This window comes from Arthrobacter sp. (assembly GCF_048266065.1).
GTDB lineage: Bacteria > Actinomycetota > Actinomycetes > Actinomycetales > Micrococcaceae > Arthrobacter_H.
This window is the reverse complement of sequence record NZ_JBLXAH010000003.1, coordinates 375,840-396,911: the sequence shown is the minus strand read 5'-3', so window position 1 is coordinate 396,911 and position 21,072 is coordinate 375,840. Positions and strand designations below refer to the sequence as shown.

Below are 21,072 nucleotides of genomic sequence, written 5' to 3'. Positions count from 1 at the left end.
AAACTCTGGAGAGCGGCCGCCGTCGTGCGGCTCACCGACGAAGCACGCCGAGCGCCCCGGGCACCGGCCCAACTTTCAGGTTCAGGACAGAGCGGGCCCAGGCACACCGGGATACCCAGTTCCCCCACCGTGCCGCATTGCACCCTTCGATGAACGGCTGACCCCATGAACCTGCCCACCGCACTGCCTGCCGCCGCGGACAACAACTCCACCGACATCCTCGCCATCGCCAACTCACCAGTCCTCTGGGCCTGCGCGATCGGCGTCTTTTTGGTCATCATCATCCAGAGCGTCATCTACATGAAGGCCGCCCGCGTCGCGGCCCCCTCTATCGGCATGACGCAGGCGGAGATCAAGACGAGCTTCCGCGCCGGGGCCATCTCGGCGCTGGGCCCCTCGCTCGCCGTCGTCATGGTGGCCGTCGCCCTGCTCACCGTCTTCGGCACGCCGGCGGTGCTGGTGCGCATCGGCCTGATCGGCTCGGTCTCCTACGAGACCGCCGCGGCGGCCATCGCGGCCAACACCGCGGGCGCCGAACTCGGCGGACCCACCTACACGCAGGCGGTCTTCGGCCTGGCCCTGGCGGCGATGAGCCTGGGCGGTGCCATGTGGATGATCGCCACGCTGATCCTCACCCCGCTGCTGAAGAAGGGCGACTCGGCCCTGCGCAAGGTCAACCCCGCCGTCATGCTCGTCGTCCCCGGAGCCGCCATGGTCGGCGCGTTCTCCGTCCTGGGGATCGCCGAACTGCCCAAGTCGTGGATCCATGTGGTGGCGTTCTTCTCCTCCGCTCTCATCATGTCCCTGCTGATGGTGATCGCCAAGAAGGTCGGCAAACCGTGGATCAAGGAATGGGCGCTGGGCATTGCCATCATGCTCGGCCTGGCCATCACCTACGTCGCCACCCGCCTCTAGGCGCCACCCGGAACCCCAGGAGCACATCATGCCCATTGCCACCCAAGCCCACCAGGCGCTGAAGACCTTCGACACGACCACCTCGCGGTGGGGCCGGATCACCATGATCGCCGGCCTGGTCTTCTCGCTCTCGGCCCCCGCCTACCTCGTCTTCTTCTCCGGCCTGGACATCCAGATTTCCGGCATCCTCGGCGCGTTTGCCGCCCTCGCCGCCGTGTTCGGCGTCATCTGGATCGTGGAACCGCTGACCTACTACCCGATCCTGGGCGCCTCCTCGATGTACCAGGCGTTCATGATCGGCAACATCTCCAACAAGCTGCTGCCCTCGGCGATGATCGCCCAGTCGACCATCGGCGCCAAGCCCGGTACCCGCAAGGGCGAACTGGCGGCCGTCGCGGCGATCTGCGGTGCGGCCACCGTCCACCTGGCCTCCCTGTTCGTCTTCGTGGGCCTGCTGGGCACCTGGCTGGTGTCCATCATCCCGGCCGACATCGTCCAGACCGTCCAGGTCTACATCCTGCCCACCGTCATGGGCGCCGTCCTGGTCCAGGCGATCGTCAGCCAGAAGGCCCCGCGGTCGGCGGTCATCGCCGTCGCCGTCGCCCTGGTCGTCAACTTCGTCCTGATGCCGCTGATCCCGGGCCTGGCCATGTTCGCCACGGCACTGGCAGTGATTTCGACGGCGGTGCTCGCGTGGTTCCTGCGCGACAAGAAGGCCGTCCTGGCCTCGGGCGACGACGGCTCCGACGCCGTCAACCGACGCGACGACGACGACGTCGAGACCGTCTCGGGTCCTGTCTACTAGAACCGGCAGCCCCACCGCGATCCACCGCGATCTCCCCATCACCGAACCGATACCACCACCGAAGGAAGGACCCACCGTGTCCAGCACCATTCCGCAGTCACTGCGGATGACCGAGGCCTCGGAAAACGAGCTCGTCGAGACCTACCAGCACCTGCACGCGCACCCCGAGCTGTCCATGCAGGAACACGGCACCGCCGACTACCTGGCGCAGCGGCTCCAGGCGCTGGGGCTCGAGGTGTTCCGCTGTGGGGGCACCGGAGTCGTGGGCATCCTGCGCAATGGCGAGGGCCCCGTCGTCGGGCTGCGGGCCGACACCGACGGGTTGCCCGTGCTGGAGGACACCGGGCTGGATTATGCCAGCTCGGCGACCGGCACGCTGGAGGACGGCACCGAGGTCCCGGTCATGCATGCCTGCGGGCATGACACGCACATGGCCACCGCGCTGAAGACCGCAGAGCTCTATGCGGCGGCGACGGACGCGTGGGCGGGGACGATCGTGTTCGTGCTCCAGCCCGGGGAGGAGACCGCCGCGGGGGCGAAGGCCATGGTGGAGGACGGGCTGTGGGACCGGGCGCCGAAGCCGTCGATCATGTTCGGCCAGCACGTCATGGGCGGGCCGGCCGGCACGGTGACGCTGATGCCCGGCGCCGCGATGACCACCGCCGATTCGTTCAAGGTCACGGTCCTGGGCCAGGGGTCGCACGGGTCGATGCCCGAGCAGTCCATCGACCCGATCGTGCTGGCCGCCTCCATGGTGGTGCGCCTGCAGACGATCGTCTCCCGGCAGGTCGCCCCGCAGTCCGCAGCGGTGGTGACCATCGGGTCCTTCCACGCCGGGCTGAAGGAGAACGTCATCCCCGACCGGGCCGTGTTCACGCTGAACGTGAGGACCTTCGACGCGAAGGTCCGCGAGACGGTGCTGACCTCCATCCGGCGGATCATCGCCGGGGAGGCCGCGGCCTCGGGGGCGCCGGAGCCGCTCATCGAGGACATTTCCAACTTCCCGCCGCTGTACAACGACCCGGAAGCCGCCGAGGCGCTGGCCGCCGAGTTCCGCGACGAACTCGGTGCGGAGCAGGTCATTGCCGGGAAGCCGGTGATGGGCAGCGAGGACTTCGGCGCCCTGGCCGAGGCGATCGGGGTGCCCAGCGTGTTCTGGTTCTTCGGTGGCTTCACCGCCGAGACGCTGGCCGCGGGTCCGGCCCCGGCGAACCACTCGCCGTTCTTCGCGCCGGTCGCCCAGCCGACGTTGACCACCGGCGTCACCGCGGCAACGCGCGCGCTGTTCTCCCAGGTCGGCAAGAAGTAGGGCGCCCCGGACACCACGCAGGACCCGGGAGGACGACGGCGGTGCTCAGGCACCGCCGTCGTCCTCCTTCCCTGTCCGGACTTGATCGGGACCCCCAGAAGAAGCCCCTTTCGAGAGACTTCGTCATCCACTATTGACAGTTTTTGAAATTCTAATAAAGATGCTTTCAGCTTGAGTTCAATTTAGTCGACATACCGGTGTTGGTTTTACCTCCACGACCTCCGGTGCCGTCACGTGGTCGCATTCGGGAGCCGTCGGCGTAAGTGCAGGAGTGGCCATGGCCAGCATCAACGCGGCGTATTCGGTGGGCGCGTCCAAGTCCACATCCATCAGCCGCGGGCAGACCATCACCATCACGGTCCCGCCGCACAAATATGGGAACGGCCAGTACGGTGCATTCCGCGTCAATGTGACAGGCAAGAGTTCGTATCGAAATCCCTCCTGCGGAGTCTCCTTCACCAAAACAAACAGGATACTCGCTCCCTACCGATCCCGGTGGAAAACATGGACCAGCAGCAGCTAAAACGGTGGGCAGCCATTGGCCCGCTACTGACCGTCGTCATCGTCCTGGCTGGATGCTCGGCGAACGATTCGGCGCCGTCGCCAGAGTCCAGCACGGGCGCCTCGTCCCAGTCCACCGCTCCTTCCGCCTCGTCGACGCCGAGCCGTCGGCTTGTGCACAGCACGGCGTTCAAACCCACCGACGAGAAGATACTCGGGACGGCGGAAGACCGCGAGGGGCTCGGTGAATTCGCCGGATTGAGACCACAGTCCGATGGCTTGGCCGTCTACGTCTCGTGTGTGGGCGTGGGATCATCAACATCAAGATCAGAGACGTCGGCTCGTTCCCCAACGACTGCAGCGAGACCGACGCATCCAGCATCCGCAATGAGTTCGATGTTCGCCACGCCAAGGGCAGCATCGATGTCACAATCGAGGGCATGACAGGCCAGAATTGGTCAGTGACCGTCGCCGAATCGCCGCTGCACTAACGCCCACGCCGTAGCTGTCGAAATCGGCTCGGCGTGGGCATGCCGTTTACTCTAGGACACCGCGGACCACGCATCCGTTGCCACCCACTCCTCCTCGACGCGTGCGGCGCCCCGGCGTAGGCTGCGGGCATGGGGATTGCCAGGGACACCCGGGCGGCCCGCATCGCGGCCGGCCTGGCCGCGGCACTTTTGATGGTGGGCTGCGACAGCCCGACACCGGGCCAACCGCCGACCCCCTCCCCCACCCGGACGTCCGGACCCGCCGTGCAGGCCATCGCTTGCACGGACCCCATCTGGTCGGGCCGCGGCGACACGGTGAACACCCGTGGCAGCGGCGTGGCGGACGTGATATCCATCACGTACCAGGAGGACACGATGCACTGGCAGGGCGGCTCCCCCGATCCGGACGGCCTCTACTTCCAAAAGGCCGGCTTGGCCGTGCGGACCGGAACCCAGGTAGAGGTCGCGGTGCCGGATTCGCTGAGGGGACAGGTCCAGATCGGGTGGTCCAACACCGACGAGGTGAAGGCGGACGCCGTACGGATCGGCCCCTGCCCAGGCGATGACCCGTCCGATGACTGGGTTCTCTACCCGGGTGGATTCTGGCTCCGGCAGCCGGCCTGCGTCCCGCTGGAGGTGACCTCTGACGGGCGGACCACCACCGTGGAGGTCCCCGTCGGCGCCGCCTGCCCGTAGCCGCCGTGGGAGTCCGGCCGCCATCTGCCAGACTGGGCGCATGCCGCTTGCACTCGTCCCCCTCTCCGCAGAACGATTCCCCGGCTGGCTGGAGCGATCCCGGGCAGGGTACGAGGCCGATCTCCTCCGGGCCGGCGGAGACCGGGAAGCGGCGCGGCAACAGGCTTCCACCGTCTTGGGACACGCCTTCCCCACGGGCGGACCCACCGAGGGCAACGACGTCTTCGACCTGGTCATCGACGGCGACACAACCGTCGGATACCTATGGGTCGGTCCCGACAGCTCGGCCAACAGCTCATCGTGGTGGGTCTGGGACATCATGGTGGATCCGCAGCACCGCGGCCGGGGCCACGGACGGGCGGCGATGAAGCTTGCCGAGGACCACGCTCGGGCCAACGGCGCCTCCACGCTGGGACTCAACGTCTTCGGCTTCAACGACGTGGCCAGGAGCCTGTACGAGTCGGTGGGGTATGAAACCACCAGCGTGAAGATGCGCAAAGAGCTCTAGCCTGCGGCATGCTGCACGATGCCCAACCCCTCCAGGGCCGGACGCGCGTTCACTCACCGCGCAGCGCGGCCATCGTCTTCTCGACGCGGCGCGCCCGGGTGTCAGCCGCCTTGGCCGCGGCGATGGGCTCGGCGTGGGCGCGCTGCTTGCTGTAGGACAGGGCGTCCCAGGCCTCCCGGGCCGCCGGGTCCGCGGTGAGCTCCCGGGCCAGCTCCTCGGGGACCTCGACGGTCCGCGGCGCGTCGTCGAGGTCCAGCTTGACCGTGACCTCGTCGCCGGCCCCGCGTCCGGTCGCCTTCCGGGTCTCGGCGTTGAAGGAGATCATGTACTTCCCACCCATCGAGGAGATGGTGTTGCGGTAGCTGTACCCGCCGTCGATCGTCACGAGAACGGGCACGCGTTTGCCACGCCCGAATGAGGCAACGATGTCCTCGGGGACGACGATGCCGACATTGTTTCCGCCTCCGGGTTCGAGGATCGTGGTGAAGGTCGGCATGACGTGCTCCTCGGGTGATCGGACAATTCACGTCCCACGCTAGCGGGAGGCTGCGATCCACACCAGAGTGGACCATCGGCCCGGGGAATACCCCGCACCAACATACGTCGTACTGGCATCAGAGGGTCCGGGCGTAGAGTGCAGGGCATGACTTCAACTGTTGACTGGCTCACACGCCTCGTTGCCTTCGACACCACCTCGCGCCACTCCAACCTGGAGTTGATCGACTGCGTGGCCGGTGAACTACGCCGACTCGCCATCGAACCGGTGCTGTTCGACCATGAGGAAGACGATGGCACCCGAAAGGCCAGCCTGTTCGCCACCTTCCCCACGCACGACGGCCGGACCGACGGAGGCGTTGTCCTCTCCGGACATACCGATGTGGTCCCCGTGGACGGGCAGGACTGGGACAGCGATCCGTTCACCGTCCAGGAACGCGATGGCCGCCTGTACGGACGCGGCACCGCCGACATGAAGGGGTTCCTCGCGGTCATCATGTCCCGGTTGGACGCGATCGCCGCCGTCCGGCTGACCGAGCCGCTGCATCTGGCGTTCTCCTACGATGAGGAAGTCGGCCTGTTGGGGGCCGGCCGGATGATCAGCCAGTTCCCCGACCACGGGATCACACCGGCCTCGTGCATCGTCGGGGAACCGTCGGGCATGCGGGTGGTACTCGGGCACAAGTCGATCAACCTGTTCACCGTGCGCTTCCGCGGAGTGGCCGCCCACTCCTCGCTGACCCCGCAGGGCGTGAACGCGATCCACTATGCCGGCCGCTTCATCGAGTTCTACCGGAAGCTGACCGGGCAGTGGCGCCAGGACGGCCCGTTCGACGAGGCCTACCCGGTGGCCTTCACCACCGGCGGGGTCAACCTGATCTCCGGTGGCATCGCCGGGAACACCGTCCCGGACGCCTGCGAGATCGAATTCGAGTTCCGTGCCCTGGGAACGGTGGACACGACCCCGATCGTCGAACAGATTCGCGCCCACCTCTTCGAGGTGCTGGAGCCCGACATGCAGGCCGAACAGCCGGGCGCGGGCATCGAACTGACCGTCAAGGCCCAGGGACCGGGTTTGGAGACCGACGCCGAGGCATCCGTCGTCGCGCTCGCCCACGAATGCGGCGGACACCGCACCGACGAAAAGGTCACCTACGGGACTGAAGCCGGCCAGTTCCACAACGCCGGTATCGACTCGGTGGTCTGCGGCCCCGGGGAGATCGGCGTCGCGCACGCCGCCAACGAATACGTCGAGATCGAACAGCTCGAGGCCTGCGAGGCATTCCTCGACACCCTCATCGACCGGCTCGGACAGGAGCGCGCATGAGAGGGCCCACCGCCAACCCCGGGGCATCGGCCGCACCAAACACCATTACCGCCGAGGACCGCTCCCGCGCCCGCCGGGCAGTCGTCGCCTCGTCCATCGGTAACGCGCTCGAGTGGTTCGACATCATCGTCTACTCCTCGTTCGCCGTCGTCATCTCAGCGCTGTTCTTCGAGCCCGCGGGCCAGACGGGGGGCCAGACCACCGGGATCCTGCTGACGTTCGGCACCTTCGCGGTCTCCTACCTGATCCGCCCGATCGGCGCCATGGTGCTGGGTTCCTTCGCCGACCGGCACGGACGCAAGGGCGCCCTCACGCTGACCATCCTGTTGATGATGCTCGGCACCCTGATCATGGCCTGCGCGCCGACCGCCGCCGTGATGGGGCCCGGGGCGGCATTGGTGATCCTGCTGTCCCGGCTCCTGCAGGGTTTCTCCGCCGGCGGTGAATTTGGTACCGCCACGGCCTTCCTCATCGAGAACGCCCCGGACAAGAAGGCGTTCTACGGCAGCTGGCAGGTGGCCACCCAGGGCGTCTCGATGTTCCTGGCCTCGGCCTTCGGCTTCACCCTGTTCACGTTCCTGGACCACGACGCCCTGTACAGCTGGGGCTGGCGGATCCCGTTCTTCTTCGGCCTGCTCATTGGCCCTGTCGGCCTGTACATCCGGCTGCGGATGGAGGAGACCCCCGAGTTCACCCAGGAGCGAGGGAACCTGGCCAAGTCACCGCTGGCCCAGACCCTGGTGAAGGCGGCACCGCGCTGGCTGACCTCGGCGGCGATCGTCGGGCTGGCCAGCGTCTCGGTCTACCTGATCCTCTTCATGCCCACCTACGCCGTCCGCAACCTGGAGCTGCCCTCCTATGCGGGCTACCTGGGCGGCATCATCTCCGGGATCGTCACGCTCATCGGCGCCCCGTTCGCCGGGAAGCTGGCCGACCGGATCGGCTGCGTGAAGGTCATGCTGGGCGCGGCGATCGTCGCGGTCATCGTCGCGTTCCCGCTCTTCCTGATCCTGGTCGCCTCCCCCAGCGTCGCCGTGCTGACCATTGTCCAGGTGGTCCTGGGCATCCTGATGGCCACCTACTTCGGCCCGTTGCCGGCCCTGCTGGCCGACATGTTCCCCACGAACATCAGGACCACCGGCATGTCCATCGCCTACAACGTCGGCGTCACCCTGTTCGGCGGTTTCGCCCCGCTGATCCTGGCCTGGCTGGTCAGCACCACCGGCTCGCTGCTGGCACCGAGTTACTACTACATCATCATCGGGCTGATCTCACTGGTGGGGCTGCTGGTGGCCCGCCGGAGCTTCGGGAAGCGCTGAACCGGCGCAACAATAGGGCAGTTCGACGGCGGACCCCAGCGTTCCGCCGTCGAACTTCTTTTGCGTGCCCCTAGGTCGGGTGATCGACCGGAACGCCCCGGGCACACCGGCCGGCGATCATCGCCAAAACGATACCAAGACTCTTGACGCTTCAAGCAGTGAGGAGTACAGTATTACTTGAAAGATCAAGTAAACTTTATGAAGGAGTACATCATGGCGAACGTCAGCATCCTCGGGTCGGGCAACATGGGCCAGGCCATCTCGTCCATCATCAGCGCCGGCGGAAACAACGTCGAGCTCCTGAACAGCCAAGACGCCGACCAGGCGGTCACCGGCGACATCGTCATCCTGGCCGTGCCCTATCCGGCGCTGCAGTCCATCGTCGAGAAGCGCGGTGACCAGCTGGCCGGCAAAATCGTCGTCGACATCACCAACCCGCTGAACTTCGAGACCTTCGACTCGCTCGTCGTCCCCGCGGATTCGTCAGCAGCGGCCGAGCTCGCCGCGGCCCTCCCCCAGTCCAGGGTCCTGAAGGCCTTCAACACCAACTTCGCCGCCACCCTGTCCTCCCGTTCGGTGGGGCCGAACGCCACAGCTGTTCTCATCGCCGGCGACGATGCTGCCGCCAAGGCCGAGCTGGCCGGGATTGTCAGCGCCGGCGGCGTGAAGGCGATTGACGCCGGAGCACTCTCCCGCGCCCGCGAACTCGAGGCAGTCGGCTTCCTGCAGCTGACCCTCGCCGCAAGCGAGAAGATCCAGTGGACCGGCGGTTTCGCAGTCGCCTAAAGCTCCATGGCGAAGACGCGGTGGGCGGGAGACCGCCCGCCGCGCCTGTCAGCCACGCGGCGCATCCCGATCTTCTCTGCCACACGTCCGGACGCTCGATTGCCCGGGTGGATGATCGCCACGAGTTCGCTGGTATCGACCTGGTCGCGCGCGTAGTCGCGACACGCTCCAGCGGCCTCGGTGGCGATCCCGCGGCCCTGCCAGGCCGTGGCGACGTGGTACCCGACCTCGAGCTTCGCCACACCGTTGACGTCTTGCCACGTGAGGCCGCAGTCGCCGATGAACTCGCCCTCACGTGATTCGATGATCCAGAGCCCATATCCATGCTCGGCGTAGTTGGCCTGGTTCCAGGCGATCCACGCCGCCGTTTCTTCCCGCGTCTTCGGCGCGGGATAGAACCTCATCACCGTGGGGTCGCCGAGCAACCGGGTCATCAAATCCACGTCGGCCAGTGTCATCTCGCGGAACCTCACTCTGGACGTCTCACCCGGTGGCATGCAGCCCACGCTACCGCCGGACCACTGCAGCGGAAGCGTGCGCCGGCATGGTCTCGGCAGCTAGTGTCTGCATATGCCTTCACCGATCCCGAAGCCCGTTGCCGAAGTACTGCAAAAGACCACCGCCCGGCTGGCCCTGGCGTTCGCCGCCCTCCAGGCCTCCGTCATCGCTGGGCTAGTGATCTTCGATGCCATCAAGCGCCGTCAACGGACCCAGCGCACGGGGTTCCCCCGGCCGGGCTCCTTCGATGCCCGGGTCGCGGACTCGGACACGAAGATCTACACCTACGGCGAGGACCTCTACGAGGACATGATCGCCGCCATCGACGGCGCCCGGGAACAGGTCCTGCTGGAGACGTACATCTGGAAGGGCGACGCGACGGGACGCCGCTTCAAGGAGGCCGTGAACGCCGCAGCCCGACGCGGCGTCGACGTCTTCGTCATCTACGACGGCTTCGCCAACCTCGTCGTCCCCGCCTCCTTCTACGATTTCGACCCGAAAGTTCACGTCTACCGGTTCCCGGTCGTGCGCCCGTCGCGGTTGTTCACCCCGCTGCGCAGCACCGGTCTGGACCACCGCAAGATCCTGGTCGTCGACGGCCACACCGGGTTCGCCGGGGGCTACAACATCGGGCAGCTCTACGCGACCGAATGGCGCGATACCCACCTGCGCATCCAGGGACCCGCGACCTGGGAATTGCGCCAGGCCTTCCTGGACGTCTGGAACACCGCCTACGGCCGCCCGGAAATCGGACACGAGCCGCCCCGCACCTGGGATCCGCACCTGCTGGCGGCCAACAACATGCCCTCCCACCTGGTGTATCCGATCCGTGGTCTCTACCTCGACGCCATCAACCGGGCCAGCGACCACATCTACATCACCACCGCGTACTTCATCCCGGACCAGCAGATCCTCGATGCCCTGTGCGCCGCCAGCCGGCGTGGCGTCGATGTCCGGCTGATCGTCCCGGAGGATTCAAACCACGTGCTGGCCGACTGGCTCGCCCGCGGCTTCTTCACCAGGATGCTCAAGGAGGGGATCAGCATCCTGCGCTACCGCAACGCCATGATCCACGCCAAGACAGCCACCATTGACGGCCAATGGTCCACGATCGGCACCGCCAACATCGACCGGCTGAGCCTGACGGGGAACTACGAGACCAACCTCGAGATCCACGATCCGGACATCGCAACCAAAATGGAGCAGATCTTCGAGGTCGACAGCGGGAACTGCAGCCAGCTGACGCTCGCCGAGTGGAGCAAGCAGAACCCAGCCGCCAAGTTCAGCGAATGGGTCCTGGTCCCCCTGCGCCCCTTCATGTAACAAGGCGCGGGCAGACAGCCACCCACTCACGGCCGGCCCTTGACACGTGTCGTGGACGTCATCTGCCAAAACGCCTATCGTGGGGCGTTCGGGCCGGAACCCTGGGGTTCCGGCACGGACCGCAACATCGTCCAACGAAAGGTGCAGGCCATGACCGAAACGAAAATCACCGCTTCAAGGAACATCGATGCTCCGGCTGACACTATCTTCCGGGTGCTCTCCAACCCGGAACACCACGCACAGCTCGACGGCTCCGGCATGGTGCAATCCGATGACAAGACGGACCGCATCACAGCCACGGGCCAGGTCTTCACGATGAACATGACCTGGGACAAGATGGGCGGCGACTACAAGACCGACAACCATGTGGTCGGTTTCGAGGAAAACAAGCTGCTGGCCTGGAAGACAGCTCCCCAGGGGGAACAGCCTGCTGGGTGGGAATGGGTCTGGGAACTCGAGCCCCAGGGACCGGATGCCACGTCGGTCTCGGTCACCTACGACTGGAGCGGCGTCACCGACAAGGAGACCCTGAAGAAGACCAGCTTCCCCGTGGTCGGCCAGGAAGCCCTCGAATCGTCACTGGGCAATCTCGCCGCCGCCGTTTCACAGGCCTAAAGCGGGACGCCCCGGCGGCCTCGCCGCCGCCGGGGACCTCGCCCCACCGGCTTCCCCTCCTTTACCGCAAGACCGATCGCAGGTGCGCCGCCTCCGTCAGTTGATGATCTCGCCCCGCTCGTCCTCCCGCAACGCGGCCAGGCGCTCCCGCCACATCTGGAGCGCGTCGGGCGTCAGCCGCGTCCAGCCAGTGACCTCGCCGACGATTCTCAGCGGAGCGCTGGTGCGATAGGAGCGCGTGGGATTGCCGGGAAACTTCTTGTCCGTCACGTTCGGATCATCCTCGAAACCACCCGTCGGCTCCACCACGTACACCCGCGGGATGGCTCCATCCCCGGCCAGGTCGGCGGCGATTTCCGCGGCGAGCCCCGCCCCGTCCGGCAGCGCGGTGAAGTAGACGTGGTTCATCACGACCTCCGGACGGTAGTTGGACCTGTAGCCCGCCGCGAGCAGGTCACCCACCTGCAGGTCGGCCCGGGTGCCGTGGTAGAACGGCCCCTCCTCCTCCATGCCCACCCGGATTACCGGCGGACCCGGTAGCGCAGGAACACTGCTCCGGAGCCAAAGGGGCGCGTCTCGACGAGTTCCAGGTCCACCCGCTGCCCGTCGTGGCCGAAGTAGGGAGTCCCCCCACCGACCAGCACTGGGCACACCATCACCTGGTATTCGTCGACCAGTCCCTCGGCGGCGGCATCGGCGGCCAACGCCGCCCCGCCGATCGCGATGTCGCCCGCTCCCGGTCCGTCGCGCAGCGCGGCGATCTCCTCGGCCAGGTTCCCGGTGGCCAGGCGCGCATTGCCCTGGACCTCGGCCAGCGTCCGGGAGAACACCACCTTCGGCAGCGCCTTCCAGAGTCCGGTCCACTCGCGCTCCGCCGCATTCAGGACGGGATCCTCATCGGCGGTTTCCCAGTAGAGCATCGTCTCGTAGAGGCGCCGACCCAACAGATGGGTGCCGACCGCCTTGAGCTCGTCGAGGTAGAACTGGAAGACCTGTTCGTCCGGTTCAGACCAGTCGAACGTCCCGTCGGGCCCGACGATGTAGCCGTCCAGGGAAACGCTCATCGAATAGGTCACGCTGCGCATGGGAGCCCCTTCTGGTTGCTGGGGTCGATCCTACGGCGCTCCGCCACGGAAAGACACGGCAACTGGGACAATCAACGCATGACCCAGTGGATCCTGTTGGCCTGCGCCATCCTCAGCGAGGTGACCGGCTCCATGTCCCTCAAGGCGGCACTCGGCCATCCCGGCTGGTACGCGGTCACCGCCGTCGGCTTCGTGGTCGCGTTCGCCTGCCTCTCGCAGGTCCTGCGCCGGGGCATGCCGTTGGGTGTCGCCTACGGGATCTGGGGCGCGACCGGTGTCGCACTCACCGCGGCGGCCTCAGCCGTCGTCTTCGCCGAACCGATCACCGGCACGATGCTCGCCGGCATCGTGCTGATCATCGCCGGCGTCCTCACGGTGGAGCTCGGCTCCCAGCACGCGGCCCGGATCCGGGCGGCCACCTGATGGCCTGGATCCTGCTCCTGGCAGCCATCGTCAGCGAAGTCGGCGCCACGCTCTCGCTGCGCATGGCCACCCACGGCAGCAAGCGCTGGTACGTCCCCGTCACGGCCGGCTACCTGCTCGCCTTCACCTGCCTGGCCCTGACACTGCAGGCCGGCATGCCCCTGGGTGTCGCCTACGGGATCTGGGCGGCGCTCGGCGTCGCGCTGACCGCCATCGCCAGCCGCGCGCTGTTCGACGAGCCACTGAACTGGATCATGGCCACCGGCATCGTCCTCATCATGGGAGGGGTCCTGCTCGTGGAAACCGGCTCGGCCCACTGACTGCAAGCGGCCACGGAGTACGACGGCGGCGCTCGGCTTCCGCCTTGACAGTCCGGACCCGGGGGTTTTGGGTTCTCCCCGGCCACTTCGCCAGGCCCGCATTCAGCGATTTGTGCACATTCGTGTACGAACTGTCCCTACCTGTGTGATTCACGCGTTGGACTCCCACGCAATGAGTTTTCGCATGTGGACGGGACGTTGAAAAATCATGGCGCACTTATTGCGTGTGCCGCCCTGTGCAGCTTCTCACACCACGACGGAGCCTGTGGATAATCCATGCACAAGAATTTGCATGTGGACAATTCGTTTAAAGAATATGCCGTTTTCTTTACACGAGAGACTTTGGGTTGCTAAGTTTCACACATGACCACCTGGCAGCCCCATAGCCCCTATAACGCCCTTCCGCCACTGCCGCCGAAACAGGAAGTCGAGACCACTAGAGTTCTCAAACTGACAATAGAGGCGCGGTCTTCCCTTGCCGCGCTGAACCAGGCCGCAACGACCATGACTAATCCAGCCGTTCTGATCAACGCGATACCGCTGCTGGAAGCACAGGCCAGTTCGGAAGTCGAAAATATTGTGACGACCGCTGACGAGCTGTTTCGACATGCCCACGATGAAGCATCCGCCGATCCAGCAACGAGAGAAGCACTGCGTTATCGTACTGCACTATTTGAGGGATTCCGGTCGGTTTCGCAAAGGGGGGTCGTTACTTCAAATACTGCACGCGAAGTTTGTTCAATCATCAAGACGCATCGCTTGGATCTCCGAACTGGCACCGGGACCTACATCGGCAATCCCGCCACGAAAGTCGCTGTATACACACCGCCAGAGGGTAGGGCAGTCATCGACCAAAAGCTCACCGACTGGGAGCTGTTCGTCAACGGGTCGGAGGGTCTCGATCCATTGGTGAAAATGGCGTTGGCGCATTACCAATTCGAGGCGATCCACCCCTTCGACGATGGCAACGGCCGCACTGGAAGAGTGCTCAATGTTCTGATGCTCGTCGCAGCCGGCCTCCTAAGCCAGCCAGTGCTGTACTTGTCAAAATACATCATCGGGCACAAGAACGATTACTACAGTGCGCTTCTTGCGGTTACGGCCGAAGACGCCTGGACAGACTGGATTGAATACATGCTTGAGGGGGTTCGACAGACGTCCAACTCGACGCTCCAGAAAATCGGCCGGGTCCATCAACTCCAGTCCGCCATGAAGGAACAAATTGGAGCCACAATCTCTGGGGCGAACATCTCACTCTTGGACGTGCTGTTCGAGCAGCCGTATTGCAGAATCTCGAATGTGATGACCGACTGTCATGTATCACGTCCAACGGCCACCAAGTGGCTCAAAGCGTTGGCCCAAGGCGGGGTACTCCATGAGGTAACGATGGGCAGGGAACTGCTATTCATCAACTGGCGATTCATGGACCTGCTCGTTCGAGACGAACCTGAGGTGGGCGACGAATCAGACCAGCGTCCCTTCTGGCTTTAGCCACGACTAGCTGCACAGCCCGACAACCGATGCAGCAGCAAAGAACCACGGCGCTAACTGCAGGCCGCTGGCTCCAAGGCCCCTCTCATCGGCGTAGCGGTGGTCCCGAACAGAGGCGTGGTCTTGATCGTGGCGGCGTATCGTCTCATCAGATCCATCGCCGATCTGGTTAATAGTTCGGAGGCCAAGGAACGCACCGGACGGACACCCTGACACCTGACAATCTGCTGCCATCCCAGTCCGCGCAGCCGCCCGGATGCTCAAACCAACGACTCGACCGGGGGAACACCATGGATGCACGCCGACCACCAGCAGCCAACCCCTTCCTGACCGGAGCGCTGACGCTGCTGGCCGGGCTGGCGATCCGCTGGGTCGGGCCGCTCATCCCCTCGAGCGATGGCGGCGAGGGCAGCAGCGTCACGGCGGTTCTCATCGGCCTCACGCTGATCCTGGTCGGTGCCGTCGTCCTGATCGTGGCAACCTACAGGGTCATCGCGTCCATCGACTTCCCGGCCAACCAATCCGGAGCCGGGGACCGCACCGAGCAGCCAGGGCACCCGCGGGCCTGACGGCGGGACCTCCTCAGATCCCGCGGGTCGCTTTCGTCGTGGGCAACTTCTTGGTCGTCGAGGCCGGTCAGGTTGTAGTTTCAGCGACCGCCCAACCCCGTCAAGGGGAGCGCGACGCCGGCATGTGGGCCGGACCGTCGAGCTCCCCTGTCATTGCCCTTCGTCTACGAGGTTGCTCCGTTGATCGTCGGTTCCATGGCTCCGTAGTCGATGTCCCACTTCTTGAGCACATCGTCGTAGGTGCCGTCTTCGTGCATTATCTGCAAGGCCTTCAGCACAGCATTGGAGAGCTGGTCGTTGCCCTTCTTGACCAAGATGCCCAGTGGCTTGCTGGGGAGCGGATCGAGGACGTTCTTGTATTTTCCGGGATCCGTCTGTTCAAAATAGGCCAGGTTCTCGGCGCTCTGCGCGGCCAGATCGGCGCGCCCCTGGTCTATCTGCAGCCGAGCAGCGGTTCCTGAGTCCGTCGACAGCAGTTCAATGGCCGGCTTTCCCTTGTCGGTGCATTCGGTCTTTCCGAGTGCTTCAACTTGTGCGTAGTAGTCCGTCTTTCCGCTGACCGCTATCTTCTTGCCGCAGATGTCATCGGCTGCCGTGAAGTCCTTTGCGCGTTTCCCGGTGGTAAAGAGCCGTCCTTCGGACTTGAAGTAGTCGACGAAATCGGCCGTCTTCTGCCGTTCCGCTGTATCTGACATACCGGACATGACGAGATCCACCCTGCCGGTCTGCGCGGAGTTGATCAACTGGTCGAAGGGAGACTCCACGATCTCGATGTCGACTCCCAGGGCTTTTCCGAGCTCCTGCTGAAGGTCCACGTCGGCACCGACGTACTTTCCGGATTCATCCTTGAACTCCATGGGGGGCAAATTCGCGGACAAACCGACTTTGAGCTTTCCCGAGGCAGCGATGTCGGCCGGAAGACCTTCACTGCTCTCGCTGGCGGAGGTGGTTCCACCGACACACGCGGACAAGGCAATGGAGGCCGCGAGGGCGAGCGGCAGGGCGATGAGGGTTCGTTGACGCATGTTTTTCTCCTTGGGGTTGGGCTGCACTTAGAGGACTCGGGACAGGAATGAGCGGGTTCGATCGTTTTGGGGGTTGTCGAGCACCTGCCCGGGAGAACCAATCTCGACAATTCGGCCATCGTGCACGAAGGCCACACGGTCAGCGACTTCACGGGCAAAGCCGATCTCGTGGGTCACGATCACCATGGTCAAACCGGAGCTGGCCAGGTCCTTCATGACATCGAGAACCTCGCCAACCAGCTCGGGATCGAGAGCCGACGTGGGCTCGTCGAAAAGCATCAGTTCCGGACGCATCGCCAGGGCTCGAGCAATGGCCACGCGCTGCTGCTGCCCGCCGGAGAGTTGCTTGGGGTAGGAGTTTTCGCGTCCCGCCAAACCCACTCGCTCCAGTAGTTCAGTCGCGTACCGCCGGGCAGCTGCCGGCTTTTCCCGCTTCACCAAAACGGGCCCCTCGATGATGTTCTCCAGAACGGTTTTGTGGGGGAATAGGTTGAATCGCTGGAAGACCATGCCGATGCGGCTTCGTTGGCGAGCTGCCGCCTTGTCGTTCAGCTCATAGAGCCGGTCCTGCACCTGGCGGTACCCGACAACTTCGTCCCCGAACCAGATTCGTCCTTGGGAGACGGTCTCCAGATGATTGATGCAACGCAGGAAAGTGCTTTTCCCGGACCCCGAAGCCCCAAGGAGGCAGACGACTTCCCCCTGCGCGACCTCGAGATCGATGCCCTTCAGCACATCGAGTGCCCCGAAGCTCTTGTGGACTTGTTCTGCCCTGACAAGCGTCTCAGCCATCAGATGACCTTCCTTTTGGTTCCGAAGAATGCCCCCAGGGACTGGAGTGGAGTGGGCGGAAGCTCCTTGCTGCTCGAGCCCTTGGCAAAGTGCCGTTCCAGGTAGTACTGACCGATGTTCAACACGGAGACGGCACCGAGGTACCAGACGGCGGAGACGATGAGCAGCTCCATGATGCGGTTGTTCACGAAGTAGACGTGTTGGGCCGCGAGTAGAACCTCGTTGACTCCGATGGCCGAAGCCAGGGACGTCGTCTTGAGCATGCCGATGACTTCATTGCCGACCGGCGGGATGATGACGCGCATGGCCTGGGGAAGCACGATGCGTCGCATGTTCTGGAGTCGGGTCATGCCAACTGCTTGAGCGGCCTCGGTTTGTCCCTCATCCACGGAAAGGATGCCACTGCGTACGACTTCCGAGGTGTAAGCACCCTGGTTCAGCCCCAGACCGATGGAGGCGGCGACAAACGGGGTCAAGACATCGATCATCCGTCCCTGATAGATGCCGGGGATGCCGATGACAGGAAAGATGAGGGCCAGGTTGAACCACATCAGCAATTGGAGATAAACAGGGGTCCCGCGGAACACCCAGACATACAGCCATGCAACGCCATGCACCACAGGGTTCGTCGAAAGCCGCATTACTGCCGTCAGTACACCCAGGACCAGACCAATGGCCATGGCCACGACGGTGAGGATAAGGGCTACGACGATGCCTTTCATGATGGCCGCAGCCGTCAGGTGCTCCCGTACAGTGGGCCAATTGATCTGGGCTTGTGCGAAGGAGATGGCGAGCCACAGGAGGAAGACGACGACGCAGGCGGCGCCGATCCAACGCCCCGGATGCCGTCGCGGGACTATGCGCAATTCGTTCGCCGCAACTCCGTCCTTGGTCTCCATTGTCGTTGTACTAGGCATCGAAGGGGGTTCCTTTCAGCGCGTTGACGTCGCCGGCCCACTCGCGGAATGGCTCAAGCCTCTCCCGCAGGCGGACCAACTGTTCTGCAACTCGGGCCGGCGCAGTTCCTCCGAACCCCGAGCGCGCGGACAAAGCGGCCTTGAGTGTGAGGACTTCACGGACCGCCGGAGTCAGTCGAGCATCCACAGCAGCGAGCTGGTCATCGTCGAGATCGGCGAAGCCGATGCCCTCCGTTTCACAGAACCGCACCAGTGCACCGGATACCTCGTGCGCCTCGCTGAAGGGTGTCCCCCGCGAGGCCAACCAATCGGCCACCTCGGTCGCCAGCGTGAACCCCGCTTCCGCCTGGCGTTCCATCTTGTCCTTATTCACCGTGAATGTGCCGACCAGACCTGCGAGGGCCGGCAAGGTGACCTCCAACGTGTCCACTGCATCGAACACTGCGTTTTTGTCTTCAGCCAGGTCCCTGTTGTACGCAAGCGGCAGGGACTTCACGGTAGCCATCAGCCCCATCAGGTCTCCCAGAACCCGACCCGACTTCCCCCGGGCAAGTTCGGCGATATCGGGGTTCTTCTTTTGCGGCATGATCGAACTGCCGGTGCAATAGGAGTCATGCATACGAATCCAGCCGAACTGTTGTGAAGCCCAGCTGATGATTTCCTCGCATAGTCGGGAGAGGTCGACCAGCGTCAAGGAACAGACAAAGAGAAACTCAATGGCGGCGTCACGGCTGCCCACGGCATCTATGGAATTCTCGGCACTCTGCCGATAGCCCATCTCCCGGGCGGATTCCTCCGGGTGGATCGCAAAAGTGGATCCAGCGAGTGCCGCAGCACCCAGAGGTGACACGGCGGCGCGGTAGTCCCAATCCTGAAAACGGTGCAGATCCCGCATGAGCGGTTGCGCATGAGCCAGTAGTTGGTGTGCGAACACGACCGGCTGGGCAGACTGCAAATGGGTGAACCCGGGTACGGGTGTTTCCAAGTGGCTGTCAGCTTGACTGGCAAGGGCCTCGATGACAGTAACCAGCTGGGCAGCCACTCCTCGGGCTTTCTCCCGCATGTACAGTCGAAGATCATTAGCGGCTTGGTCATTGCGAGATCGGCCCGCCCTGATTTTGCCGCCTTCGGCTCCCATCCGCTCGATCAATAGACGTTCCAGAAAAGTGTGGACGTCTTCGTCGCCCGCGACAGGCACCGCAGTACCAGTGGCCACGTCGGATTCCACGGCATCGAGAGCAGCCAGGAAGCGTTCGAGCTCGGCAGAATCCAAGAGGCCACTCCGATGCAGTTCCCGCACGTGGGCCCTCGATCCTCGCAAGTCGTAGGGGGCCATGGCAAAGTAGCGGGGGTCCGACCGGGAGAAGCGTGTCAATTCGGGGCTGGGTGCGCCGTCAAAACGGCCGCCCCACAAGTTGTTGGTACTGGCAAGAGTGGGCATTCGGACCTCATCTTCAAGAGTTGCACCCGCGTCTTAGTAAACGGGTGTTACTTGGTGGTAAACCATCCAGCGAGCGAGAAATGACTCCAGGCATTCAGGTTGGGGAGTGCGGCACGGGGCTGAATCAAAATCCTCTGGCTAGCGTCGGGGGTGTTGACGAGAACTCAGAGACCGGTGTCTCACATCACACAAGAGTGCCGGAGACCGGTGTCTCATGTCAATGGTTTGATCCGAATAGCACCATTGAAGGCCCAAAATTCGGATGATACTGCCCATGGAGATGCGAGATCCAACGGTAGGGGGCTTACTGTGCCGGCGGTGCGACCGATCCGCGCGGCACAAAAGTTGAGTCGAGTTGGAAATCGCCGTTCGTTCCCGAGCCGCCCTGAGCTCGTTGAATCAGCACCTCTGCGGCCTTGGCGCCCAAGTCGACTGCCGGCAGCGCAACGGCAGTGACCGGCGGATCGCTGACCTGCATCCATTCGGCGTCGTCAAGGCTGACCAAAGAAAGGTCCTGAGGCATCCGAACACCAGCCGCCCTGATCGCCAGGAAGGCCGGAAGCGCGACGCGATTATAGGAGGCAATCAAGGCAGTGGGGCGATTCCTTGCGGGCCTTCTCAACATAGCGGTAACCACAGACCTGACCTCATCGGGAGTCATGGCCCCCGGAAGAAATTCGTAGTCGATTCCTGCACCGCGGGCCGTCTCCCGAATTCCGCGGACCTTCTCCGCGATGGTGGAGATCGGCAGCGGAGTTCCAGCTTCCAATTCCTCGGGGGTCTTGGATGTGCCAGCCAAGAAGGCAATCCGCCGGTGACCACGATCGATCAAGTATTGGGTCATGGTGCACGCATCGGCATAGTTGTCCGTCCCCACCCAATCGGCAGGCACGTCGTCCGGACGGCGATCCAACAGGACGAGAGGGCGTCCCATCCGCACGACGTCCAGGAGATGGCTCGTATGTGGACGCGACGATGCAGCAATAATGAGCCCATCCACACGCTTGTTGAGAAAGACCTCAATGGCGTCTCTTTCGTCTTGGACACGCTCCCCGGAGCTAGCCAAAATGACGTCGTAGCCAAGTTCCTTCGCCTTCAGCGCTACACCTTGGACCGCGCGGGCAAAATATGGATTTTCGATATCACTGACAACCACCCCGATGGTGTTGGACTTCCCCAGGCTGACGCTTCGCGCCAAGGTGTTGGTCCGATATCCGAGCGACGCGGCGGCACGTAGCACAGACGCCTGCAACTCGGGATTGACCGAACCGTATCCACCTAATGCCCTGGCCGCGGTGGACCGTGAAACGCCTGCAGCCCTCGCAACATCCAACAACGTGGCCTTGCCGAGATGTCCTGAATTCATGTTTCTTCCTGGCCGCAGAGACGGGTGTCTCACCGTAGCCTATCCGCCACACGTC

Annotated in this window: 25 protein-coding genes and 1 riboswitch; of the genes, 16 read left to right on the top strand and 9 right to left on the bottom strand. The window is 64.2% G+C overall.

Annotated elements, in window-relative coordinates; translation table 11 throughout:
- The first annotated feature begins 3 nt into the window (after positions 1-3).
- Positions 4-92: riboswitch (glycine riboswitch) on the top strand.
- A gap of 73 nt (positions 93-165) precedes the next feature.
- The 7 genes from ACN0TP_RS07415 to ACN0TP_RS07385 all read left to right on the top strand — a co-directional run bounded on the left by ACN0TP_RS07415 (position 166) and on the right by ACN0TP_RS07385 (position 5,225).
- Positions 166-915 carry a DUF5058 family protein gene (locus ACN0TP_RS07415; protein WP_417218195.1) on the top strand — a complete coding sequence of 250 codons (750 nt, stop codon included), beginning with the start codon at positions 166-168 and terminating at the stop codon, positions 913-915.
- Positions 916-943: 28 nt separating this feature from the next.
- On the top strand, positions 944-1,720 hold the full coding sequence (locus tag ACN0TP_RS07410) for a hypothetical protein (protein WP_417218193.1): 777 nt from the start codon (positions 944-946) through the stop codon (positions 1,718-1,720).
- Between the two features lie 76 nt (positions 1,721-1,796).
- On the top strand, positions 1,797-3,029 hold the full coding sequence (locus ACN0TP_RS07405; protein ID WP_417218191.1) for an amidohydrolase: 1,233 nt from the start codon (positions 1,797-1,799) through the stop codon (positions 3,027-3,029).
- A gap of 277 nt (positions 3,030-3,306) precedes the next feature.
- The gene (locus ACN0TP_RS07400) at positions 3,307-3,552 is read left to right on the top strand and encodes a hypothetical protein (RefSeq protein WP_417218189.1); all 246 of its coding nucleotides are present in this window, start codon (positions 3,307-3,309) and stop codon (positions 3,550-3,552) included.
- Positions 3,553-3,826: 274 nt separating this feature from the next.
- Positions 3,827-4,021: a hypothetical protein gene (locus ACN0TP_RS07395; protein WP_417218187.1), complete on the top strand. Its 195-nt coding sequence runs from the start codon at positions 3,827-3,829 to the stop codon at positions 4,019-4,021.
- 129 nt (positions 4,022-4,150) lie between these two features.
- Positions 4,151-4,717 carry a hypothetical protein gene (locus ACN0TP_RS07390; protein ID WP_417218186.1) on the top strand — a complete coding sequence of 189 codons (567 nt, stop codon included), beginning with the start codon at positions 4,151-4,153 and terminating at the stop codon, positions 4,715-4,717.
- Between the two features lie 40 nt (positions 4,718-4,757).
- Positions 4,758-5,225 (top strand): GNAT family N-acetyltransferase, encoded by a 468-nt coding sequence (locus tag ACN0TP_RS07385; protein WP_417218184.1) that lies wholly within the window; start codon positions 4,758-4,760, stop codon positions 5,223-5,225.
- 49 nt (positions 5,226-5,274) lie between these two features.
- Here the strand turns inward: ACN0TP_RS07385 and ACN0TP_RS07380 are convergent, their stop codons facing one another.
- Positions 5,275-5,721 carry a YdeI/OmpD-associated family protein gene (locus ACN0TP_RS07380; RefSeq protein ID WP_417218182.1) on the bottom strand — a complete coding sequence of 149 codons (447 nt, stop codon included), beginning with the start codon at positions 5,719-5,721 and terminating at the stop codon, positions 5,275-5,277.
- Between the two features lie 147 nt (positions 5,722-5,868).
- Between ACN0TP_RS07380 and argE the strand changes: the two genes are divergently transcribed.
- From argE to ACN0TP_RS07365, 3 genes are all read left to right on the top strand, one after another.
- A complete protein-coding gene (gene argE / locus ACN0TP_RS07375; RefSeq protein ID WP_417218180.1) occupies positions 5,869-7,047 on the top strand; it encodes an acetylornithine deacetylase in 1,179 nt (392 codons plus the stop codon).
- Positions 7,044-8,366, top strand: coding sequence for an MFS transporter (locus ACN0TP_RS07370; RefSeq protein ID WP_417218179.1), 1,323 nt, complete (start codon positions 7,044-7,046; stop codon positions 8,364-8,366). The genes argE and ACN0TP_RS07370 overlap by 4 nt, the downstream gene beginning before the upstream one ends.
- 213 nt (positions 8,367-8,579) lie before the next feature.
- Positions 8,580-9,152, top strand: coding sequence for an NADPH-dependent F420 reductase (locus ACN0TP_RS07365; protein ID WP_417218177.1), 573 nt, complete (start codon positions 8,580-8,582; stop codon positions 9,150-9,152).
- On the opposite strand, the gene ACN0TP_RS07360 is transcribed toward ACN0TP_RS07365, so the two are convergent.
- Positions 9,149-9,649: a GNAT family N-acetyltransferase gene (locus ACN0TP_RS07360; protein ID WP_417218175.1), complete on the bottom strand. Its 501-nt coding sequence runs from the start codon at positions 9,647-9,649 to the stop codon at positions 9,149-9,151. The two genes, ACN0TP_RS07365 and ACN0TP_RS07360, sit on opposite strands and share 4 nt — an antisense overlap.
- Before the next feature lie 73 nt (positions 9,650-9,722).
- Here ACN0TP_RS07360 and ACN0TP_RS07355 point away from each other — a divergent pair, with 73 nt between their 5' ends.
- Positions 9,723-10,973 carry a phospholipase D-like domain-containing protein gene (locus ACN0TP_RS07355; RefSeq protein WP_417218173.1) on the top strand — a complete coding sequence of 417 codons (1,251 nt, stop codon included), beginning with the start codon at positions 9,723-9,725 and terminating at the stop codon, positions 10,971-10,973.
- Between the two features lie 150 nt (positions 10,974-11,123).
- Complete coding sequence (locus ACN0TP_RS07350; RefSeq protein WP_417218171.1) at positions 11,124-11,588, top strand: SRPBCC family protein; 465 nt, start codon at positions 11,124-11,126, stop codon at positions 11,586-11,588.
- Between the two features lie 96 nt (positions 11,589-11,684).
- On the opposite strand, the gene arr is transcribed toward ACN0TP_RS07350, so the two are convergent.
- Both arr and ACN0TP_RS07340 read right to left on the bottom strand, forming a co-directional pair.
- Complete coding sequence (gene arr, locus ACN0TP_RS07345) at positions 11,685-12,098, bottom strand: NAD(+)--rifampin ADP-ribosyltransferase (RefSeq protein WP_417218169.1); 414 nt, start codon at positions 12,096-12,098, stop codon at positions 11,685-11,687.
- Positions 12,099-12,109: 11 nt separating this feature from the next.
- Positions 12,110-12,673 carry a dihydrofolate reductase family protein gene (locus tag ACN0TP_RS07340; RefSeq protein ID WP_417218167.1) on the bottom strand — a complete coding sequence of 188 codons (564 nt, stop codon included), beginning with the start codon at positions 12,671-12,673 and terminating at the stop codon, positions 12,110-12,112.
- A 78-nt stretch (positions 12,674-12,751) separates the two neighbouring features.
- On the opposite strand from ACN0TP_RS07340, the gene ACN0TP_RS07335 reads away from it, so the two are divergent.
- The 4 genes from ACN0TP_RS07335 (at position 12,752) to ACN0TP_RS07320 (ending at position 15,476) form a co-directional block, all read left to right on the top strand.
- Positions 12,752-13,096 carry a DMT family transporter gene (locus tag ACN0TP_RS07335; protein ID WP_417218165.1) on the top strand — a complete coding sequence of 115 codons (345 nt, stop codon included), beginning with the start codon at positions 12,752-12,754 and terminating at the stop codon, positions 13,094-13,096.
- On the top strand, positions 13,096-13,416 hold the full coding sequence (locus tag ACN0TP_RS07330) for a DMT family transporter (RefSeq protein WP_417218163.1): 321 nt from the start codon (positions 13,096-13,098) through the stop codon (positions 13,414-13,416). Before ACN0TP_RS07335 ends, ACN0TP_RS07330 begins: the two co-directional genes overlap by 1 nt.
- A 363-nt stretch (positions 13,417-13,779) precedes the next feature.
- Positions 13,780-14,907, top strand: a complete 1,128-nt coding sequence (locus tag ACN0TP_RS07325; protein WP_417218162.1) for a Fic family protein — start codon at positions 13,780-13,782, stop codon at positions 14,905-14,907.
- 290 nt (positions 14,908-15,197) lie between these two features.
- Positions 15,198-15,476: a hypothetical protein gene (locus ACN0TP_RS07320; protein WP_417218160.1), complete on the top strand. Its 279-nt coding sequence runs from the start codon at positions 15,198-15,200 to the stop codon at positions 15,474-15,476.
- Between the two features lie 164 nt (positions 15,477-15,640).
- Here the strand turns inward: ACN0TP_RS07320 and ACN0TP_RS07315 are convergent, their stop codons facing one another.
- From ACN0TP_RS07315 to ACN0TP_RS07295, 5 genes are all read right to left on the bottom strand, one after another.
- Entirely contained in the window at positions 15,641-16,501 is an 861-nt protein-coding gene (locus tag ACN0TP_RS07315; protein ID WP_417218158.1) for an ABC transporter substrate-binding protein, read from the bottom strand.
- 27 nt (positions 16,502-16,528) lie between these two features.
- A complete protein-coding gene (locus tag ACN0TP_RS07310) occupies positions 16,529-17,293 on the bottom strand; it encodes an amino acid ABC transporter ATP-binding protein (RefSeq protein WP_417218156.1) in 765 nt (254 codons plus the stop codon).
- Positions 17,293-18,192 carry an amino acid ABC transporter permease gene (locus ACN0TP_RS07305; RefSeq protein ID WP_417218155.1) on the bottom strand — a complete coding sequence of 300 codons (900 nt, stop codon included), beginning with the start codon at positions 18,190-18,192 and terminating at the stop codon, positions 17,293-17,295. The genes ACN0TP_RS07310 and ACN0TP_RS07305 overlap by 1 nt, the downstream gene beginning before the upstream one ends.
- 10 nt (positions 18,193-18,202) lie before the next feature.
- Positions 18,203-19,651 carry an argininosuccinate lyase gene (gene argH / locus ACN0TP_RS07300; protein ID WP_417218153.1) on the bottom strand — a complete coding sequence of 483 codons (1,449 nt, stop codon included), beginning with the start codon at positions 19,649-19,651 and terminating at the stop codon, positions 18,203-18,205.
- Positions 19,652-19,955: 304 nt separating this feature from the next.
- Entirely contained in the window at positions 19,956-21,017 is a 1,062-nt protein-coding gene (locus ACN0TP_RS07295) for a LacI family DNA-binding transcriptional regulator (RefSeq protein WP_417218151.1), read from the bottom strand.
- Positions 21,018-21,072: the final 55 nt, after the last annotated feature.

What these genes read in the sequence shown, in the direction of transcription:
- ACN0TP_RS07380 (WP_417218182.1), bottom strand. Translation starts at nt 5,721, where the DNA reads ATGCCGACCTTCACCACGATCCTCGAACCCGGAGGCGGAAACAATGTC.
- argE (WP_417218180.1), top strand. Translation starts at nt 5,869, where the DNA reads ATGACTTCAACTGTTGACTGGCTCACACGCCTCGTTGCCTTCGACACC.
- argH (WP_417218153.1), bottom strand. Translation starts at nt 19,651, where the DNA reads ATGCCCACTCTTGCCAGTACCAACAACTTGTGGGGCGGCCGTTTTGAC.
- ACN0TP_RS07330 (WP_417218163.1), top strand. Translation starts at nt 13,096, where the DNA reads ATGGCCTGGATCCTGCTCCTGGCAGCCATCGTCAGCGAAGTCGGCGCC.
- ACN0TP_RS07350 (WP_417218171.1), top strand. Translation starts at nt 11,124, where the DNA reads ATGACCGAAACGAAAATCACCGCTTCAAGGAACATCGATGCTCCGGCT.
- ACN0TP_RS07305 (WP_417218155.1), bottom strand. Translation starts at nt 18,192, where the DNA reads ATGGAGACCAAGGACGGAGTTGCGGCGAACGAATTGCGCATAGTCCCG.
- ACN0TP_RS07310 (WP_417218156.1), bottom strand. Translation starts at nt 17,293, where the DNA reads ATGGCTGAGACGCTTGTCAGGGCAGAACAAGTCCACAAGAGCTTCGGG.
- ACN0TP_RS07325 (WP_417218162.1), top strand. Translation starts at nt 13,780, where the DNA reads ATGACCACCTGGCAGCCCCATAGCCCCTATAACGCCCTTCCGCCACTG.
- ACN0TP_RS07415 (WP_417218195.1), top strand. Translation starts at nt 166, where the DNA reads ATGAACCTGCCCACCGCACTGCCTGCCGCCGCGGACAACAACTCCACC.
- ACN0TP_RS07365 (WP_417218177.1), top strand. Translation starts at nt 8,580, where the DNA reads ATGGCGAACGTCAGCATCCTCGGGTCGGGCAACATGGGCCAGGCCATC.
- ACN0TP_RS07355 (WP_417218173.1), top strand. Translation starts at nt 9,723, where the DNA reads ATGCCTTCACCGATCCCGAAGCCCGTTGCCGAAGTACTGCAAAAGACC.
- ACN0TP_RS07390 (WP_417218186.1), top strand. Translation starts at nt 4,151, where the DNA reads ATGGGGATTGCCAGGGACACCCGGGCGGCCCGCATCGCGGCCGGCCTG.
- ACN0TP_RS07360 (WP_417218175.1), bottom strand. Translation starts at nt 9,649, where the DNA reads ATGCCACCGGGTGAGACGTCCAGAGTGAGGTTCCGCGAGATGACACTG.
- ACN0TP_RS07315 (WP_417218158.1), bottom strand. Translation starts at nt 16,501, where the DNA reads ATGCGTCAACGAACCCTCATCGCCCTGCCGCTCGCCCTCGCGGCCTCC.
- arr (WP_417218169.1), bottom strand. Translation starts at nt 12,098, where the DNA reads ATGGAGGAGGAGGGGCCGTTCTACCACGGCACCCGGGCCGACCTGCAG.
- ACN0TP_RS07385 (WP_417218184.1), top strand. Translation starts at nt 4,758, where the DNA reads ATGCCGCTTGCACTCGTCCCCCTCTCCGCAGAACGATTCCCCGGCTGG.
- ACN0TP_RS07335 (WP_417218165.1), top strand. Translation starts at nt 12,752, where the DNA reads ATGACCCAGTGGATCCTGTTGGCCTGCGCCATCCTCAGCGAGGTGACC.
- ACN0TP_RS07400 (WP_417218189.1), top strand. Translation starts at nt 3,307, where the DNA reads ATGGCCAGCATCAACGCGGCGTATTCGGTGGGCGCGTCCAAGTCCACA.
- ACN0TP_RS07320 (WP_417218160.1), top strand. Translation starts at nt 15,198, where the DNA reads ATGGATGCACGCCGACCACCAGCAGCCAACCCCTTCCTGACCGGAGCG.
- ACN0TP_RS07410 (WP_417218193.1), top strand. Translation starts at nt 944, where the DNA reads ATGCCCATTGCCACCCAAGCCCACCAGGCGCTGAAGACCTTCGACACG.
- ACN0TP_RS07340 (WP_417218167.1), bottom strand. Translation starts at nt 12,673, where the DNA reads ATGCGCAGCGTGACCTATTCGATGAGCGTTTCCCTGGACGGCTACATC.
- ACN0TP_RS07295 (WP_417218151.1), bottom strand. Translation starts at nt 21,017, where the DNA reads ATGAATTCAGGACATCTCGGCAAGGCCACGTTGTTGGATGTTGCGAGG.
- ACN0TP_RS07370 (WP_417218179.1), top strand. Translation starts at nt 7,044, where the DNA reads ATGAGAGGGCCCACCGCCAACCCCGGGGCATCGGCCGCACCAAACACC.